Raw genomic sequence first — 16,818 nt, forward strand, 5'->3', positions numbered from 1 at the left:
GAGCCGTGCGGCAGCACCCGGGTGGCGGTCGCCGCCGTCAGGTTGTCGTAACGGCCCTTGCGTCCTGCCCGCGGGACGCGGGGACGCGGTGAACGGCCTGGGCAGGGGCCCGTCGGCCACCGTCCCGCACGTGGTCGCGCCGGACCACGGCGTACCGGTCGACGTTCGACAACTGCGGCATGACCAGGGCCTTTCACCATGAGCACCCCCGATGCTGGCCCGGCGAGTGTCTCAGTGACGTCGAAAACCGTGAACATCACCCGTTCGTGGCTCGGGTGACCCCCGACTCGGCCCGGGGCGTGGGGTCGCGGGGGAGTGGCTGGGCGGGCAGCAGTCGGATCCGTGGTTCTGCGGATGACGCCCGACCGCTGCCCGTGCGGCACGGCCGACCGCCACCGCGTCGGCCCCTCCCGGAAGTTGTGTGGACAACAGTTGGCCGAAAGCTCACGTGGCGTTCGCCGGTGGACTGTGTACGGCCCGTGTGCCACGCCTATGTTCGAGGCTTCTCCGTACCCGTGCAGTGCACGACTGGGAAGGACAACACGTGGCCTCCTCCATCGACAGGCGTCGATTCCTCCAGCTGGGCGGCGCATCCGTGGCCGCCGCCGGCCTCGGGGCGTTCCCGCCCGCGGTCAGCAAGGCGCTGGCCCTGCCCGCGATCAGCAGGACCCGTTCGATCAAGGACGTCCAACACGTCGTCATCCTGATGCAGGAGAATCGTTCCTTCGACCACTACTTCGGCACCCTCCGCGGTGTCCGCGGCTTCGACGACCCGCGTCCCGCGCCGCTGCCCGACGGCCGTCCCAACTGGCACCAGCCGGCCGCCGCGGTGAGGACCGGGCGGTACCACGACCGTGGTCTTCCGGCCTCCGAGAAGGAGGTGCTGCCCTGGTACATCGACCCCCGGAACACCACCGAGTACCAGGCCGGCACGGACCACGGCTGGAGCAGCGGTCACCTCGCCTGGAACGAGGGGCGCCACGACCAGTGGGTGAACCAGAAGCAGGACGTCATGACGATGGGCCACCTCAAGCGGCAGGACCTGCAGTACCACTTCGCCCTGGCCGACGCGTTCACCGTCTGCGACTCGTACTTCTGCTCCGTCCACGCCGACACCGCCCCCAACCGCATCTACCTCTGGACCGGCACCAGCGACCCGCGCAACGCGTACGGCCGCAAGCCCAACGGGCCCGGTCTGGAGGAGCGCAACGGCAAGAACGGCTACACCTGGACCACGTACCCGGAGCGGCTGGAGGACGCCGGGGTCAGCTGGAAGCTGTACCAGGGCGGTTCCGGTGAGCCGGGCACCCCGACGGACAACTACACCGACAACTCGCTGATGTTCTTCGAGCGGTACCAGGTCGCCGAGGGCGCGTCCGGCCCGCTGGTGGAGAAGGGGGCGACGGACCACACGCTCAAGGAGTTCCGCGCCGACGTCGAGCAGGGCCGGCTGCCCCAGGTCTCCTGGATCGTCCCGCCGTACAAGTACAGCGAGCACCCTTCGGCGACGCCCACCGACGGCGCGTACTACATCAACCTGGTACTGGACGCGCTCACGTCCAACCCCGAGGTGTGGGGCCGGACCGTCTTCCTCATCAACTACGACGAGAACGACGGCCTGTTCGACCACGTCGTCCCGCCGATGCCGCCGGCGGTCAGCCGTCCGGGCGGTCAGGGCATGGTCTCCACGGACCTGGAGGCCGGTCTCGGCGACGAACTGCTCGACCTGGACAAGTACCCGGGCGAGATGAGCCCGCTGGTGCCCGGCGCCGACCGCGGCGGGCTGCAGCCGATCGGACTCGGGCCGCGGGTGCCGCTGCTCGTCATCTCCCCGTGGTCGCGCGGCGGTTGGGTCTGCTCGGAGACCTTCGACCACACCTCGGTGCTGCGGTTCCTGGAGGCCCGGTTCGGCATCGAGGAGCCCAACATCAGCGCCTGGCGCCGCGCGGTCTGTGGTGACCTCACCTCGGCGCTCGACTTCTCCGGCGCCGACCCGAAGCCGGTCCCGATCCCGGTGCCAGCGCCGATCTCCTCGCAGGGCAAGCCGTACCAGGTGCCGCTGCCCCAGCGGATGCCCACCCAGGAGCCGGGCACCCGCCCGGCCCGCGCGCTCCCGTACGACCTGCGGGTCAACGAGGACGAGACCGACGACACGACGGTCTTCCAGCTCAACCTGGACAACAAGGGCAAGGCCGGTGCCTGGCTGTACGTCTACGACCGGACGGCGCCCACGGCGGCGCCCCGCCGCTACACCATCTCGGCCGGCGACAGCTTCGAGGACCACTGGCCGCTGACCGACGGCGGCTACCACCTCGTCGCCCACGGGCCGAACGGCTCGGTGCAGGAGTTCGAGGGCAGGACGGTGGGCGGCCTGGTCGCCCGCTTCGAGCCCGCGAAGAACAAGGTGCGGGTCACGGTGTCCAACCGCGGGGAGACGACCCGGACGGTCACCGTCGAGAACGCCTACGCCCAGGGCTCCAAGCAGGGGCGCACCCTCCGGCCCGGCGACGACGCGCGGTTCACCTTCGAACCGGGCGCCGACAGCCGCTGGTACGACGTCACCGTCACGGGCACGGACGGACCGGCCTTCCGCCGCCGCTGGGCCGGGCACCTGGAGAACGGCCGCCCCGGCACCAGCGACCCCGGCCCGCGCTGACCGGACCCGGGACGGACCGCACCCGGGGCGGACACTGGACCCGGGGCGGACCGGGGACGCCAAGGGCGCGCCCGTGCGCCCGCCCCGTGCGAGCGGGGCGGGCGGCCCGCTCCGGCGGACCGCCCGCGCCCGTTGCGCGGCCGCCTCCGGCGGCGTGCCGCTCAGCCGGCCGGCTGCCAGGGGCGGCCCGGCACCCACAGCGGGACGGGGCCGACGAGCGGCATGGCCCGCGCGGCGTCCTCCTCCAGCCACCCGTCCACCCGTGCCGGATCGCCCCCGCTGAGCTCCACCAGCGCGGCGGCGGCGATCCGGGCGCAGCTCAGTACCAGCGCCAGGGTGTCCTGGCGACGGTGGCGCTCCCGCACGTACGCCTCGACCCGCTCGTTGATCCGCTCCTCGGCCCGGGCCGCGGTCCGCTCCTCGGCCCGGCCCCGGTGGGACGGGGCGTCCCCGGTGGTCAGGGCCTGGACCCCGTGCCACACCAGGGCCAGCGCGCAAGGCTCGGCGGGGTGGGACACGGTCACGTCACACACCCGCGCCGTGAGGAGCGGGTCCGCCGGCCCGCACGGGCCGGCGGACCCGGGTGCCGGGCGGCGGGGCCGGCTGATGTCGCCCCGCGCGGGTCCGGCCGCGGTCTCAGGCCGCCCGCTGGGAGGCGGCAGCCGTGGGGTGGAGGTCGGCGAGGGTCAGGCGGTGAGCGGGTTCCTGGGGCAGGACGACGCAGCGCGTGACGGCCTGGTCGGGCCCGACGTGCAGGAGTTCGCCGGGTTCCATCAGCCGCCAGTGCGCGTTGTCGTCCATGCGTTCGCTGGCGACCACCGTCGCCCGGGTGTCAGCGAGGTCGCTCGAGTGGACGCGCATGCGTCCGGCGGCGCCGGTGTGGTCCAGGTGACGGTTGCCGTGGTGTCCGCCGGGCCGACGTTCGAGGACGTGCAGTTCGTGGGTGTCCGGGTAGCGCAGGGCCCAGAGCTGGTCGCTCGTGGTGAGGACCATGTTGAGGGCGTAGAGGGGCAGGTGGTGGGCCGCCCAGCGGGCGGCGGCCACGATGCCGGCGGTGACGTCCCCGCCGTGGGCGGCGGTCTCCCGGGTGATCAGGGCGAAGAAGCGTTCCGAGTCGGTGTCGCCCTCGACGAGTGACCGATCCGCTCCGAGGTGGGCGTCGAGCCGGTCCAGGCCCTCGATCACCCCGTTGTGGGCGAACAGTCGCCCGTTCTGTTCGAAGGGATGGGTGTTGGACGCCCGCAGGGCTCCGGTGGAGGCGTAGCGGATGTGGGCCAGGAACGTCGCCGACTCCGCCGTCGCCGCGTCCTCGGCGAAGGCGCGGTCCTGGAACGCGGCGATGGGGGCCTTGTGCACCTGCGGCGTCCCGTCGGCGGTGAAGTAACCAAGCCCCGTGCCGTCGGGCTCCCGGCGGCTCTGGTCGCTCAGGTTGTCCGGGGCGTCCAGCAGCCAGAACGTCGCGCGGCTGCGCCGGGGCGCACTGCTCATGCCGAACAAGCGGCACATGGGTGTCCTGCCTCTCCTCGGGGCACGCGGCGGCGCGCCGGGGACCGTCGCGGCCGTGCTGTGCGGGGCGTCAGTGCCGTCCGGGCCGCTTGGGGTTCTTGGTCTCGGCTCCGTGCGCGAAGCCGCCCGCGTCGTCGGCGTCGCGTTGCGGGCCGCTCTGGCGTTCCAGGCGTTCGAGCACGCGTTTGAGGTCGGCGAGCAGCAGGTCGGCGAGGTCGTGGCTGAAGCCGTTGCGGGCCACGATCCGCAGGACCGACAGGTCGGTGCGGTTCGCGGGGAAGGTGTAGGCGGGCACCAGCCAGCCGCGCTCGCGCAGGGAGGCGGAGACGTCGAAGACGCTGAAGGCGTCGATCCCTTCGCGGACCCGGAAGGCGAAGACGGGGGTCTGGCTGCCGTCGGTGATCAGTTCGAACGGTCCGAGCTCGGCGATCTCGCCCGCCAGGCGGGTGGCGACGTCGCGGCAGGTCTGCTGCACGCGCCGGTAACCGTCGAAGCCCAGGCGCAGGAAGTTGTAGTACTGGGCGACGACCTGGGCGCCGGGGCGGGAGAAGTTGAGCGCGAACGTGGGCATGTCGCCGCCCAGGTAGTTCACGTGGAAGACCAGGTCGTCGGGCAGGGCCTGCTCGTCGCGCCACAGCGCCCAGCCGACCCCGGGCATCACCAGGCCGAACTTGTGGCCGGAGGTGTTGATGGAGGCCACCCGCGGCAGCCTGAAGTCCCAGACGAGGTCGGGGTCGAGGAACGGGGCGATCATCGCCCCGGAGGCGCCGTCGACGTGGATCGGGATGTCCAGGCCCGTGCGCTCCTCCAGGTCGTCGAGCGCGGCGGCGAGTTCGGCCACCGGTTCGTAGCTGCCGTCGAAAGTGGAGCCCAGTACCGCGACGACGCCGATGGTGTTCTCGTCGCACAGCTCGACCGCGGCCTCGGGAGAGAGGTGGTAACGATCCCCTTCCATGGGGACGTAGCGGGCCTCCACGTCGAAGTAGTCGGCGAACTTCTCCCAGCAGACCTGCACGTTGATGCCCATGACCAGGTTCGGCTTCGCCGCCGTGCCGCCCGCGCCGCGTCGGTGCTGCCAGCGGCGTTTGAGCGCGAGTCCGCCGAGCATCGCCGCCTCGCTGGAACCGGTGGTCGAGCAGCCCACCGCCCGGCGGGAGTCGGGGGCGTTCCACAGCCGGGCGAGCATGTGCACGCAGCGCGTCTCCAACTCGGCCGTCTGCGGATACTCGTCCTTGTCGATCATGTTCTTCTCGGCGCACTCGCCCATCAGGCGCAGTGCCTGCGGTTCGGCCCAGGTCGACACGAAGGTCGCCAGGTTGAGCCGCGCGTTGCCGTCCAGCATGAGTTCGTCGTGCACCAGTTGGTAGGCGGTCTCCGGCTCCATTTCGCCCCTCGGGAGGGCGTGGCGGGGGACTTTGACGGGCTCACGGCTGAAGACCGGGTTCAGTTCCAGGTCGCGGCTGGGGTGGCTGTCGTGCTGGGCTCGCTTGAGCGGCATTCTCGGCGTCCTCTGGTCGACTCGTCGGGGGCCGTTGTTCGACCACCCGGTCGGGGTCGTACGTGGTCGGGGTTGTACGTGGTCGGGTCGTACGTACGTCGGCCCGGCTGTCACCGGCCCGGGCGCGGCCACCCCGGCCGCAGCGCAGAGTGGGTCATCCCTGGTCCTCCAGGGCGTCGGCGACGTCCTTCGGCATGTGCGTCTCCCACGTTCGACTGCTGTCAGGTGCACCACGTACCCCGAAAACCCGGCGGCACGCTGCCGCCACCATCCGAGCTTGCCGTCAGGGGGCGGGGGGATCCGGTCGCGCAACGCGGAAGTCCCGCCGCGGTGGGGCCGGAGACTGCGGAGCGCGGCGGGGAGCAGGTCAGGCCCGGCCGCCGTCCCGGTCGCCGTCCGGCCACGTGCGGGTGTCGCGCGGCGCCCTCCCCCCCGTCGCGGAAGGGCCCCGGCGCGGCAGACCCGGACAGGCCGGGGAGTCGCCCTGGGCTGCCTGGGCTGCCTGGGGGCCTCCGGGCCCTGGTCCTGGGTTTCGTCATCATGACGCGGCAGGACACCGACGTCGTCGACACCTGGACCTACTGCTCGGACCAGGCCACCGAGATCGCGAGGGCCGTCCTCCGCCGGGCGTCCACCGCCCCCGGGCGCTGGAATATCCGCTTCCCACCGCTCTCAGCACTCTGATATGACAGCACCTGGCCCGACCGGGGCCACCTGAAAAGGGGGGATTTCGTCGTGCTGAAGACCACCCGCCGACGCCGGATGCGTGTCGCCTCGGTGCTGGCCGCTTCGGCGGTGCTCGCCGCCGTCATGACGGCCGCGCCGGCCGGGGCCGCGCCCCGGCCGACCACGAGCGACGCTCCGACTGTCGGGCTCGACCTGATGCTGCGCGCCGACCCGTGGAAGGTCGTCCAGACCCGCCGGGCGCCGGACGGGACGTGGGACGCGGCCAGGGAGGTCCCGCAGTTCGCCGGTTTCCGGTACTGGACGACCGTCGTCGACTCGGGTCGGTTGCGGCTGTTCGGACTCCGGAGCTCCGGCCCGACGAGTATGCAGTTCGTCCAGTCCACGCAGCAGCCCGACGGCAGCTGGCCCGCACCGACCCCGATGACGGGCCTGGCGGAACTGCCCGTCTCCAGCCAGTACTTCCAGCTCGGCCGGGCCGGTGCGGCCGTCGTGAACGGCCGGGTCCAGCTGGCTGCGATCGACCCCACGGGCCGGCTCGTCCACACCGTCGAGAACCCCGACGGGAGCTGGCAGCCCTGGGGAGCGATCAGCGCCCCTCCGGGACTCGGCTCGGACAAGTTCTTCAGCCTGGCGGCGGCCGAGGTGAACGGCGAACTTCACGTCGTGGCCACCATGTGGAACGACGGCAGCGTGCTCCACACCATCCGGCACGCGGACGGCACCTGGACCAGCTGGGGCAACGTCATGGGCGCGGCCGGGACCCCGTCCCCCTGGGGCTGGCCGCACGACGTGGTCGCGGTGGGCATCAACGGCGCCTTGCAGGTCGCCGTGGTGAACAACAGCCAGAGCGCCGTCTACCACACGATCCGCACCTCCGACGGGAACTGGGCCGGCTGGGGCGCCATCGGCCAGCAGATCCTCGGCCAGCCCTTCAACGTGTGCGGCGCCGACGGCGCCAACGTGAACAACGAGCTGCAACTGCTCTTCGAGACCTGTGGCAACAGCGGCGCGCTCTACCACACCATCCGTCACACGGACGGCAGTTGGGACCGGGCCGGCTACGTCCAGAGCGCCGTCGACCTCTCCGCCTGGCGGCCCGTCGCGGACGGATCGGCCGCCGGCGGCTGACCGGCCCGGGCCGTCGGCCCGACCGCCTCACCGGGACCGCCGAGCAGGGTGCGCAGGCCTGCCCGCGCACCCAGGCCCACCGCTCCCGGTGCGGTCGTCAGGTGCCACCGTGCACCCGTTGCCGTCGCACCGTTTCGCCGATCCGCTCAGGCTGATGCGGCTGCTCGGCGTCACCGGGCAGAGCGCCATGTGCTACGTCACCGCCGCCCACCCCGAGCCAACCGCCAAGCTGCCCGGGTAGCCCGCCCGGTTCAGCCCTGGAGGGTGGCGAGCCAGTCGGTCAGCAGGCGGTTGACCTCGTCGGGGCGCTCCTGCTGGATCCAGTGGCCGCAACCGTCCAGGAGGTGGGAGGCCGACAGGCCGGGGAGGGTGGTGGGATAGGCGTCGATGGCGTCGGACATCCAGGTGGTGGAGGCGTCCAGGGCGCCGCCGATGAACAGGGACGGCTGCTTGACCGGGGCTCCGCGGTGCGGGGCGAGTTCTTCCCAGTCGCGGTCCATGTTGCGGTAGCGGTTGAGGGCGCCGGTCAGGCCGGTGCGCTCGAACTCCCCGGCGTAGACGTCGAGGTCGTCCTCGCTCAGCCAGGCCGGGAGGACGCCCATGGGGAAGCGGTCGCGCAGTCGGCCGCCGGTGCGGGCGACGAAGTGGGGGTCGGGCTCGCCCTGGGCGGGCATGGTGTCGGCGGACAGGGCCGCGTAGAAACCCGCGAGCCAGCCCCGGACGTCGGGCTCGATCTCCGCCTCGGCGCGGCCGGGCGCCTGGAAGTATGAGACGTAGAACTCCTGTTCGGGGCCGCCGATCCGGCCGAAGACATCGGTGGGTCGGGGGCCGCCGGGCGGCGCGTAGGGGACGCTCAGCAGGGCGACGGCGCGGAAGACCTCGGGGTGGAGCAGGGCGGAGGCGGAGGCGATGTTGGAGCCCCAGTCGTGGCCGACGACCACCGCGTTCTCCTCGCCGAGGGCGCGCACGACGGCGACGTTGTCCTCCACCAGGTCGAGCATCCGGTAGGCGTCGGTCGCCTCCGGCTTGGAGGAACGGCCGTAGCCCCGCACGTCGATCGCCACCGCCCGGTAGCCGGCCGCGGCGAGGGCCGGGAGCTGGTGACGCCAGGAGTACCAGGACTCGGGGAAGCCGTGCACGAGCAGGACCAGCGGGCCTGCGCCCTGCTCGACCAGGTGTAGGCGCCCGGCCGGAGCCTCGACGGTGCGGTGGCGGAACTCGGCGGACGGCTCGGACTGCATGGGGGCTCTCCTGGGTTCGCGGGTGGACGTAGGTGCCCATCGATCATGCGACGCCTCCACCGTCCGATGCGATCACCCTTGCCGTTCTGGCAAACTCCCAGGACAGGGTGGTGGCGAGGCGTTCGGAAGGGGCAAGAAGGGTGACGAGCGACCAGGTGGCCGACACGTTGGCGGCGATGGGCCCCCGGCTGCGGGCCGCGCGCGAGCAGCGCGGCGTCACGCTCACCGGTGTCAGCTGCGCGACGGGCATCTGCCCGAGCACGCTGTCCCGGATCGAGACCGGCCGGCGCAAGCCCACCCTGGAGGTGCTGCTGCAACTGTCGAAGGAGTACGGCGTCTCCCTGGACGAACTGGCCGGCACGGCACCCGCCCCCGCGGCCGAGCCGCGCGCCACGGCGCCGCTGAGCTTCGGCGACGACAAGGCGGTGCTGCCGCTGACCCGGTACGTCGGCGGCCTGCACGCCCACAAGCACGTCCTGCCCGCCCCCGCGGACCCGTCCGCGCGGCCCCGTCAGGTCTCCCACGACGGCTACGAGTGGCTGTGCGTCCTGTACGGGCGACTGCGGCTCGCGCTCGGCGACCAGGAACTCGTCCTGACTGCCGGGGACGTTGCCGAGTTCGACACCCGCACCCCGCACGGGGTGGCGAACGCCGGCTCCGGCGGGCCTGTCGAGTACCTGGTCATGTTCGGGCCCCAGGGCGAGCGCCTACGGCCGCGCACTCCTCCGGCCGTCGGCCGCGGGAACCGTCAGCCGAATCACGCCCAGGCCGGACGCCAAGCGCACCCGTAGGATCCGGAACCCGACGTCGCCCTGGGCGGGCACGCGGGGCGACGGCCGGTCGGTGCGGTGACCGACCGGCCGTTTGTGCCAGGTGCCGCGGGTGCCGCGGGTTCAGCCCAGGGTGCAGGCGAGCTGGGCCTTCACCGCGTCGCGCAGGTTCTCCTGGGCACGGCAGTCGGCGCTGAAGACGTCTTCCCACTTCGGGCTGATGAAGTGGACGTTCACGATTTCGGTGATGATGTTGACGTTCCCCTGGGCCTTGATGGTGTTCTGGGCAATCAGCACCTGAGGCGTCGGAGCCGTCTGGGCGCCGATGACGCCGCCTTCACCGTAGAACAGGTTGGTGATCTTGGTGTACACGGTGACCTTGTTGCCCTGGATGTTGTTGCCGATGATGGCGACCGTCCAGTCCTTGTAGTTGCGCTGCCAGGCGTAGTTGGTCGCCCGGTTCAGGGCGGACACCGTGCCGTACTGGGCGTTGACGATCCAGTGGTGCCTGCGGGCGCCCGGGCTGCGGGGGTTCGCAGGGTCTCCCAGCAGCACGTCGCTCTGCAGGTCCTGGTTCCCGATGCTCAGGCGGTCCGCCGCCGCACCCGACCGGGGCGCCGCGCTGGCCGGCGCGGCGATGCCTCCGGTGACGGCGAGGGCCGCGGCCCCGGCGACCACGGCCGTCTTCCACTTTGCGGCGAGCCGCTGACTGGTTGCCATCCTGGTACTCCTCGTTCACGTGCGTCGACAAGCACGCGGGCACGCCCGCGCGCCCGCCACCGGGCAACACCCGGCACCTCGACTCTCGCCCACCCACACCCGATGGCACATCAGTCATTTGACTGTGAGACGCGAACGCCCGTCAGTGTGCGGAGTGCGGAGTGCGGAGTGCGGAGCGCGGTGCGCGGCGTGCCGGTGGTCGCGGTGCCGGGCTCGCGGGCAGCCAGAGCTCGGCGATCGCGGGTGGATCTCACCAAGTGACCCGCACCGGAGCACCGGAACGGCTTGCCGCCCGGCGGTCCCCGTTCTCTCCCCCGGCCGGGTAACCCGCGCCGGGGAAAACGGTGGGCGGCCGTCCGGCGGTTCACCTGGACTGGTGGAAGACGGGAAATGGGCCTCCGGCAGTACGTCAGTGCTTCGCCGTACGCCGCAAGTCGGATCATGAGCCCATCCCGGCGCCGTACGGGTGCGGGCAGGGGTGGAACGGAGACTGGAGGCGATCCGGGACACGATTCTGCACGAAGGACTGGCATGGTTCTGCGAGACGGACGAACGACCTCCCTGCTTACGGCCGCCGCGGTGACGGCCGTACTGGCGGCGCTCACCCCCGCGACGGCGTTCGCGGCGGAGGACCCGCTCCAGCGGTACGGTCAGCAGCAACTCCGTTGGGAGCGTTGCGATGCGGGCCGCCCGGCGGCATTCGAGTGTGCCACCGTTCAGGTGCCGTTGGACTACGGAGATCCCGGGGGCCGGAAGATCGACCTCGCGGTATCGCGGGTGAAGGCGGGCAGAGCGGAGCAGCGGCACGGGGTGTTGTTGATGAACCCCGGTGGCCCGGGCGTCCAGGGGCTGACCATGCCCGTGGAAATGGAGCCGCTGCTGTCGCCGGAGGTGCGGGACCGGTTCGACCTGGTCGGGTTCGACCCGCGCGGGGTCGGGCAGAGCTCGCCGATCGGCTGCGACCTGACGGCCGACGAGCGGACCTTCCAACACCCGTACGCCGCGGAGACGTTCGCGAAGGACGTGGCCCGGGCCCGGACGGTGGCCGACAAGTGCTGGGCCAAGGCGGGCGACATGCTGCCGCACATCACCACCCGCAACACGGCGCGGGACATGGACGTCGTCCGGGCGGCACTGGGCGAGCGGAGGATCTCCTACTTCGGGTACTCGTACGGCACCTACCTGGGCTCCGTCTACACCCAGATGTTCCCCCAGCGCTCAGACCGCTTCGTGCTCGACAGCGCGCTCGATCCGTCGCTCGCCTGGCGGGGGACGCTGCGCAGCGCCGCGGCGGGGGCCGAACCAGCCTTCACCCGGTGGACGGAGTGGGCCGCCGCACGCCATGCCGCGTACGGGCTGGGCGCCACCCCCGCCGAGGTCCGGAAGACGTACTGGGACCTCATCGCCCGCGCCGACCGTACGCCCGTCCCGACCACGAACGGGGCGCTGAGCGGCGGAGACATCCGCACCGGCTACACCGGTTTCTCCTACGTCGCCACCGCCACTGCCTGGATCGCCGCGCTGAAGGCCGCGTCCGAGGGTGGACCGGCCGCGCCGGCCGAGCCCGTGCCCTCCGGCACGGAGGAGCAGGAGAACAACCAGACCGCCGTCACGTGGGCCCTGTTCTGCGGCGACGCACGCGGCTGGCCGCGCGACCCCGAGCAGTACCGCCGGGACGCGATCCGCGACCGGGCCGCCCACCCGCTGGCCGGCGACCTGGGGGCCGGCATCCAGCCGTGCGCCTTCTGGAAGTCGCCGCCCCGCGAGGCGGCCACCGTGGTGAACAACGGCGTCGGCGCGCTGATCGTGCAGAACCAGTGGGACCTGCGGGCCACGCTCGCCATGGCGCAAGGCATGCGACGGGCGCTGCACGGCGCGCGGCTGATCACGGTGGCCGGCGGCGAGGGGCACGGGGTGGTGGTGGCCGGCCCGTCCTGCGCGGGCGCGGACGTCACCCGCTACCTGACCACGGGACGGCTGCCCGCGAAGGACCTGACCTGCGGCAGCCAGTACCGCAATCCCAGCTGAACGGCCTTCAGCGCCTTGCCGTGCGCTTGCGGACGATCAGGAGCGCACCGTAGCCGGTCAGCATGAACAGGAGACCCCAGAACATCCGCAGACTGACCAGGAACACCCCGAGCATCGCGAGGGCCGCGGCAGCCGACTGCTGGCGGATCTCGAGCTCCGAGCGCCGGCTGGCGGACGGACGGACCAGCTGGCGCCCGGTGAACACCTGCACGAAATTGATCAACCCCAGAAGGCCCGCGAATGCGGCAATGGCTATCCACACCCGCAGAAGGCTAGTCAGCAGGTCGTCCACCGTCGAACGCGGTACCGGTCGTCACGACCATCCTCAGGGCGTCCGGGTCACGGTGGAGCCCGCCAGGTGTTCCGCCAGTCCCGACCAGCCCTGCTCGCCGTACCAGTGCCGCTGCCGGTCCGCGCCGTTGCCCGCGTGCTCGAACTCCCGCCACAGCTCGGCGACCCGGCCGGTGTCGCCGGCCGCTTCCAGCCCCGGGGCGACGTAGGCGCGCAGCTCCTCGACCACGGCGACGGCCGGGCGGGCGGTGCCGTCGGCGGGGGAGACCAGCTGTCCGTGCACCCCGGTGCGGGCGGCGTGCCAGGTCGCGGCCCGCAGCAGCTCCTCGGGGGTCTCCGGGCGCGGGCGCCCCTGCCGCTCCTCCAGGACGGCGGTGGTCACCAGGGCCCGGACCAGGCCGGCGAACAGCTCGGCGTCGGCGACCGTCAGCTGGACGTCCGACGCCCGCACCTCGACGGTCGGGTAGCGCTCGGACAGCCGGGCGTGCCAGTACAGCTGCCCCGTGTCGGCTATCGCCCCGGCGGCCCGCAACGCCGCCACCCGCTGCCGGTAGTCCGCGGCGTCGCGGAAGGCGGGCGGTGGCCCGCTGACCGCCCACTGGTCGAAGTGGACCGTGCGCCAGCTGGCGAAGTGGGTGTCGCGGCCGCGCCAGTAGGGCGAGTTGGCGCTCAGCGCGATCAGCACCGGAAGCCAGGGCCGCAGCCGTACCAGGGCGCCCAGGCGCTCCTCCTCGTCGGGGACGCCGACGTGGACGTGCATGCCGTTGAGCATCAGGTCGTCGACCAGCGCGGGCGCCTGCCGACGGGCCCGCTGGTAACGCTCACGGTCGGTGACCGGCACCGGCCCCGGCGGCCCGAACGGGGCCGAGCCGACCGGGACGACCCGGCAGCCGTGCTGGGCCGCGGCCGCGCTCAGCCCGGCACGTACCCGGGTCAGGTGGCGGGCCACCCCCGCAAGGTCCTCGCAGACCGGGGTCGCGCTCTCCACCTGGACCTGGAGCAGTTCGTGCTGCGCCTCGGCGGGGCGCAGGGCGGGCGCCAGCGAGGCGGTGGCCAGGACCTCGGCGGCCCGGGGCAGCGGCGTGCCGTCGCGGGGATCGACCAGCAGGTACTCTTCCTCGACTCCGAGTGTCAGCATGCCGCTCCGCTACCCCGGGGCGGCCTTCCTACACGGCCGGCGGGCCCGGTCATCCGGTGACGGGCCGGCCGAGGGGGCCGGAGCCGTGGCCGGTCAGGGCAGCGGCAGCAGCAGTCCGGCGAACTCGTCGCCCGGTGCGGTGACGCGGCGTAACCGGGAGGCGGCCGTCGGCCGAGGTGAATCCCGGCTCAGGCGGTCTCGTCGACGATCAGACCGATCAACGCGGCCCGGCCTCCCCGCCGCAGGGCGCGCCGTTGTCGGACCGCGCCGTTGCCGTCCTGGGGGAGGCGGCCGAGCAGCCATGCCGCCCGGTTCCGATCGCCAGCGGCCGTCAGCGCCTCATCCACCCGGGCGAGCAGCGCCGCCATGACCTGCGGGGCCGGTATCGGGCGGCCGGTCAGCGGGTCGTGCAGCAGGCCGGTCGTCCCGTGCCGGGCGGCGTACCAGCCCGCCGCCCGGACGAACTCCGGCTCCGGGGGCGGCGGCTCCGTCCCGGTGAGCGCGGCGGCGCACAGGCCCCGGACGAGCCCGGCCACCAACACGGCCTCGTCCACCGTGAGCTGCACGTCCATGGCCCTGACCTCCACCGTCGGGTACCGCTCGGACAGCCGGGCGTGCCAGTACAGCTGCCCGGTGTCCTCGATCAGTCCCCGCTCCACGAGGGCGCGGATGCGCCGGTCGTAGTCCGCGGCGTCGGCGAACGCGGGCGGCGGGCCGGAGACCGGCCAACGGTCGAAGACGACCGTGCGCCAGCTCGCGAACCCGGTGTCCCGGCCGTGCCAGAGCGGGGAGTTCGCGGCGACCGCGGTCAGCACGGGCAGCCACGGCCGCAGGCCGTTGAGGACCCGCACGCCCGCCTCGCGGTCCGGGATGCCGACGTGGACGTGCATGCCGTTGATCAGTTGCTCGTCGACGAGGGCCCGTGCGGCCCTGCGGAGCCTGAGGTAGCGGGGGGTCCGGGTCACGGGGACGTGCAGCCGGTCGGTGAAGGGCACGGACCCCGTGGCCGCCAGGCGGCAGCCGCACGCCCGGGCAGCCAGGGCCAGGCAGTGGCGCAGGCGCAGCAGGTGTCCGCCGACCTCGTCGAGGCTCCGGCACACCGGGGTGGCGACCTCGATCTGTGCCTGGCTCAGCTCCCGTTGCACCTCTCCCTCGGTCAGGGCGCGCTGACGCTTGGCGGCCGTCTGGACCTGGGCCGCGCGGGCCACCGGAACGCCGCTGGCCGGATCGATGAGGACGTACTCCTCCTCCACGCCGATGGTCAGCACATACGCGCGGTTACCCGCCGGGCCCGGGTCGAATCGTCGGTCGACGCCTCCGCCGGGCCGGGCCCCGGCCGCTGCGGTTTCCCTCCGGACCTGCGGGCAGGCGCCGCCCATGGACCAGTCCCAAGCCCCCGTCCTCGAGGCCCTCTCGGCCTTCCACGCCAACCCGATGACCGCCTTCACGCCACCCGGCCACCGGCAGGGCCGCGGCACCGACCCGCGCGTCCTGGAGACGCCCGGCGCCGACGTGTTCCGGTCCGACGTCCTGGCGACCGGCGGTCTGGACGACCGGACGTCCTCCCGGGGCATCCTGGAACACGCTCAGGGGCTGATGGCCGAGGCCGTCGGCGCCGATCACACGTTCTTCTCCACCTGCGGCAGCTCGCTGTCGGTGAAGGCGGCCATGCTGTCCGTCGCCGGCCCGCACGAGGAGCTGCTGGTCGGTCGGGACGCCCACAAGTCCGTCGTCGCCGGTCTCATCCTCGCCGGGATCCGCCCCATCTGGGTCGACCCCCGGTGGGACCCCGACCTGCACCTCGCGCACCCTCCGTCGGCCGACTCCTTCCGCGCCGAGTTCGACCGGCACCCGCAGGCCCGCGGCGCGCTGGTCACCTCGCCCACCCCGTACGGCACCTGTGCGGACCTCGCCGCCGTCACCGAGGTGTGCCACGGCCGCGGCACCCCGCTGATCGTCGACGAGGCGTGGGGGGCTCACCTGCCCTTCCACCCCGACCTGCCGAGCTGGGCCATGGACGCCGGCGCGGACGTGTGCGTGACCTCGGTCCACAAGATGGGTTCCGGCCTCGAACAGAGCTCGGTCTTCCACCTCCAGGGGGACCGGATCGATCCGGCCGTGCTCAGCCAGCGGGAGGACCTGCTCGGCACCACCAGCCCCTCCGTCCTGGTGTACGCAGCCCTCGACGGCTGGCGCCGGCAGATGGTGCAGTACGGCCGCGACCGTCCGGGTGGCCATCGAGGAGTGAGCCTCCGGGGAACGGACCGCCGGGGAGCGGACCGTCGGGGAGCGGACCGTCGGGGAGCGGACCGTCGGGGAGCGGACCGTCGACGACCCGCCCGGCCCCGCGGGAGCGGGCCGTGACGTCCGGGTGGGAGCCGCCCCGCGGGCGGCTGCGCTTCGACGGCTGGATTGCGGGCATCGGCACCGCGTCCGGCACCCGCGTCGTCGTGGGCCACTGGACGGCCTCCCCGTTCGGCCCGTTCTCCGACGTCATGGTCGAGGACCCGGACGGGGAACGGCTGCTGCTGGCGCCCACCGGACGCACGGCGGACTTCATCGCCGGGACCTACTGCTTCGACCGGGTGCGGGTCACCCCCGTCGGCGTCGCCCGCGGCGCGGCGCACTGGCGGGTCACTGCGGGCCCGCTGGACCTGCGCTTCCGTACCGGCCGGCGGGGCGGGCTCGGGCTCCTTCTGCGTGCCGTGCCCGGCGCGGTGGCGGCCCGGCCCGGCTGGACGGTCGTGACGGACCCGCTCGCCCGTCTCCTCCTCGGGGTGCGGACCCGAGGCACCGCGGGAGGGGGCCGCCGGGAGTGGTACGGCGTCCGCGACCTCCACGCCGTCACCGCGGTGACCGCCGTCCTCGACGGCCGGGACCTCGGCCCGCTCGCCCCGGTCACGCCCGTGCGCTTCGGCTTCGGCTCCACCCCGCGCAGGCCCTCGCTCGTCCGGGTCACGACCACCGTCGGCACGGGGTGACACCGGTCGGCGCGGGCCCGTGGATCAACGCATCCGCGAAACAGGTGAGTTGCGTCCATGCCGGGCCCTCCGGTCGGCCTCACCGGGCGCACAGCTGCTCCAGGGCCGCGCGGCTCTCCTCGTCCGCGGCGCGGTAGACCAGCAGGCGCAGTTCCGGGTCCTGGAGCGGCAGCA

15 protein-coding genes and 1 pseudogene are annotated in these 16,818 nt (G+C 73.1%); 8 read left to right on the forward strand and 8 right to left on the reverse strand.

Annotation, left to right across the window (positions count from 1 at the left end; translation table 11 throughout):
• The first annotated feature begins 544 nt into the window (after positions 1-544).
• Positions 545-2,656: a phosphocholine-specific phospholipase C gene (locus ACH4J0_RS39315; RefSeq protein WP_396245994.1), complete on the forward strand. Its 2,112-nt coding sequence runs from the start codon at positions 545-547 to the stop codon at positions 2,654-2,656.
• A 161-nt stretch (positions 2,657-2,817) separates the two neighbouring features.
• On the opposite strand, the gene ACH4J0_RS39320 is transcribed toward ACH4J0_RS39315, so the two are convergent.
• The 3 genes from ACH4J0_RS39320 to ACH4J0_RS39330 all read right to left on the reverse strand — a co-directional run bounded on the left by ACH4J0_RS39320 (position 2,818) and on the right by ACH4J0_RS39330 (position 5,660).
• The gene (locus ACH4J0_RS39320; RefSeq protein WP_396245995.1) at positions 2,818-3,180 is read right to left on the reverse strand and encodes a hypothetical protein; all 363 of its coding nucleotides are present in this window, start codon (positions 3,178-3,180) and stop codon (positions 2,818-2,820) included.
• Between the two features lie 112 nt (positions 3,181-3,292).
• The gene (locus tag ACH4J0_RS39325; RefSeq protein WP_396245996.1) at positions 3,293-4,162 is read right to left on the reverse strand and encodes a class II glutamine amidotransferase; all 870 of its coding nucleotides are present in this window, start codon (positions 4,160-4,162) and stop codon (positions 3,293-3,295) included.
• Positions 4,163-4,232: 70 nt separating this feature from the next.
• Positions 4,233-5,660, reverse strand: coding sequence for a glutamate decarboxylase (locus ACH4J0_RS39330; RefSeq protein WP_396245997.1), 1,428 nt, complete (start codon positions 5,658-5,660; stop codon positions 4,233-4,235).
• Between the two features lie 540 nt (positions 5,661-6,200).
• Between ACH4J0_RS39330 and ACH4J0_RS39335 the strand changes: the two genes are divergently transcribed.
• From ACH4J0_RS39335 to ACH4J0_RS39345, 3 genes are all read left to right on the forward strand, one after another.
• Positions 6,201-6,344, forward strand: a complete 144-nt coding sequence (locus tag ACH4J0_RS39335; RefSeq protein ID WP_396245998.1) for a hypothetical protein — start codon at positions 6,201-6,203, stop codon at positions 6,342-6,344.
• 51 nt (positions 6,345-6,395) lie between these two features.
• Positions 6,396-7,475, forward strand: coding sequence for a hypothetical protein (locus ACH4J0_RS39340; protein WP_396245999.1), 1,080 nt, complete (start codon positions 6,396-6,398; stop codon positions 7,473-7,475).
• Between the two features lie 118 nt (positions 7,476-7,593).
• Positions 7,594-7,716 (forward strand): hypothetical protein, encoded by a 123-nt coding sequence (locus ACH4J0_RS39345; protein WP_396246000.1) that lies wholly within the window; start codon positions 7,594-7,596, stop codon positions 7,714-7,716.
• Between the two features lie 10 nt (positions 7,717-7,726).
• On the opposite strand, the gene ACH4J0_RS39350 is transcribed toward ACH4J0_RS39345, so the two are convergent.
• Entirely contained in the window at positions 7,727-8,716 is a 990-nt protein-coding gene (locus ACH4J0_RS39350; protein WP_396246001.1) for an alpha/beta fold hydrolase, read from the reverse strand.
• Between the two features lie 176 nt (positions 8,717-8,892).
• Here ACH4J0_RS39350 and ACH4J0_RS39355 point away from each other — a divergent pair, with 176 nt between their 5' ends.
• Complete coding sequence (locus tag ACH4J0_RS39355) at positions 8,893-9,507, forward strand: helix-turn-helix domain-containing protein (protein WP_396246007.1); 615 nt, start codon at positions 8,893-8,895, stop codon at positions 9,505-9,507.
• A gap of 102 nt (positions 9,508-9,609) precedes the next feature.
• On the opposite strand, the gene ACH4J0_RS39360 is transcribed toward ACH4J0_RS39355, so the two are convergent.
• On the reverse strand, positions 9,610-10,206 hold the full coding sequence (locus ACH4J0_RS39360) for a hypothetical protein (RefSeq protein ID WP_396246002.1): 597 nt from the start codon (positions 10,204-10,206) through the stop codon (positions 9,610-9,612).
• A gap of 819 nt (positions 10,207-11,025) precedes the next feature.
• Between ACH4J0_RS39360 and ACH4J0_RS39365 the strand changes: the two genes are divergently transcribed.
• Entirely contained in the window at positions 11,026-12,234 is a 1,209-nt protein-coding gene (locus ACH4J0_RS39365) for an alpha/beta fold hydrolase (protein WP_396246008.1), read from the forward strand.
• 7 nt (positions 12,235-12,241) lie between these two features.
• On the opposite strand, the gene ACH4J0_RS39370 is transcribed toward ACH4J0_RS39365, so the two are convergent.
• From ACH4J0_RS39370 to ACH4J0_RS39380, 3 genes are all read right to left on the reverse strand, one after another.
• A complete protein-coding gene (locus ACH4J0_RS39370) occupies positions 12,242-12,526 on the reverse strand; it encodes a hypothetical protein (protein ID WP_396246003.1) in 285 nt (94 codons plus the stop codon).
• A 33-nt stretch (positions 12,527-12,559) separates the two neighbouring features.
• Entirely contained in the window at positions 12,560-13,663 is a 1,104-nt protein-coding gene (locus ACH4J0_RS39375) for a glutamate--cysteine ligase (RefSeq protein ID WP_396246004.1), read from the reverse strand.
• A gap of 188 nt (positions 13,664-13,851) precedes the next feature.
• A complete protein-coding gene (locus ACH4J0_RS39380; RefSeq protein WP_396246005.1) occupies positions 13,852-14,931 on the reverse strand; it encodes a glutamate--cysteine ligase in 1,080 nt (359 codons plus the stop codon).
• A gap of 109 nt (positions 14,932-15,040) precedes the next feature.
• On the opposite strand from ACH4J0_RS39380, the pseudogene ACH4J0_RS39385 reads away from it, so the two are divergent.
• A pseudogene (locus tag ACH4J0_RS39385) lies at positions 15,041-15,883 on the forward strand (aminotransferase class I/II-fold pyridoxal phosphate-dependent enzyme); the annotation flags it as partial.
• Positions 15,884-16,023: 140 nt separating this feature from the next.
• Complete coding sequence (locus ACH4J0_RS39390) at positions 16,024-16,644, forward strand: hypothetical protein (protein WP_396246006.1); 621 nt, start codon at positions 16,024-16,026, stop codon at positions 16,642-16,644.
• Positions 16,645-16,818: the final 174 nt, after the last annotated feature.

This window comes from Kitasatospora sp. NPDC017646 (assembly GCF_044329365.1).
Taxonomy (GTDB): Bacteria; Actinomycetota; Actinomycetes; order Streptomycetales; family Streptomycetaceae; genus Kitasatospora.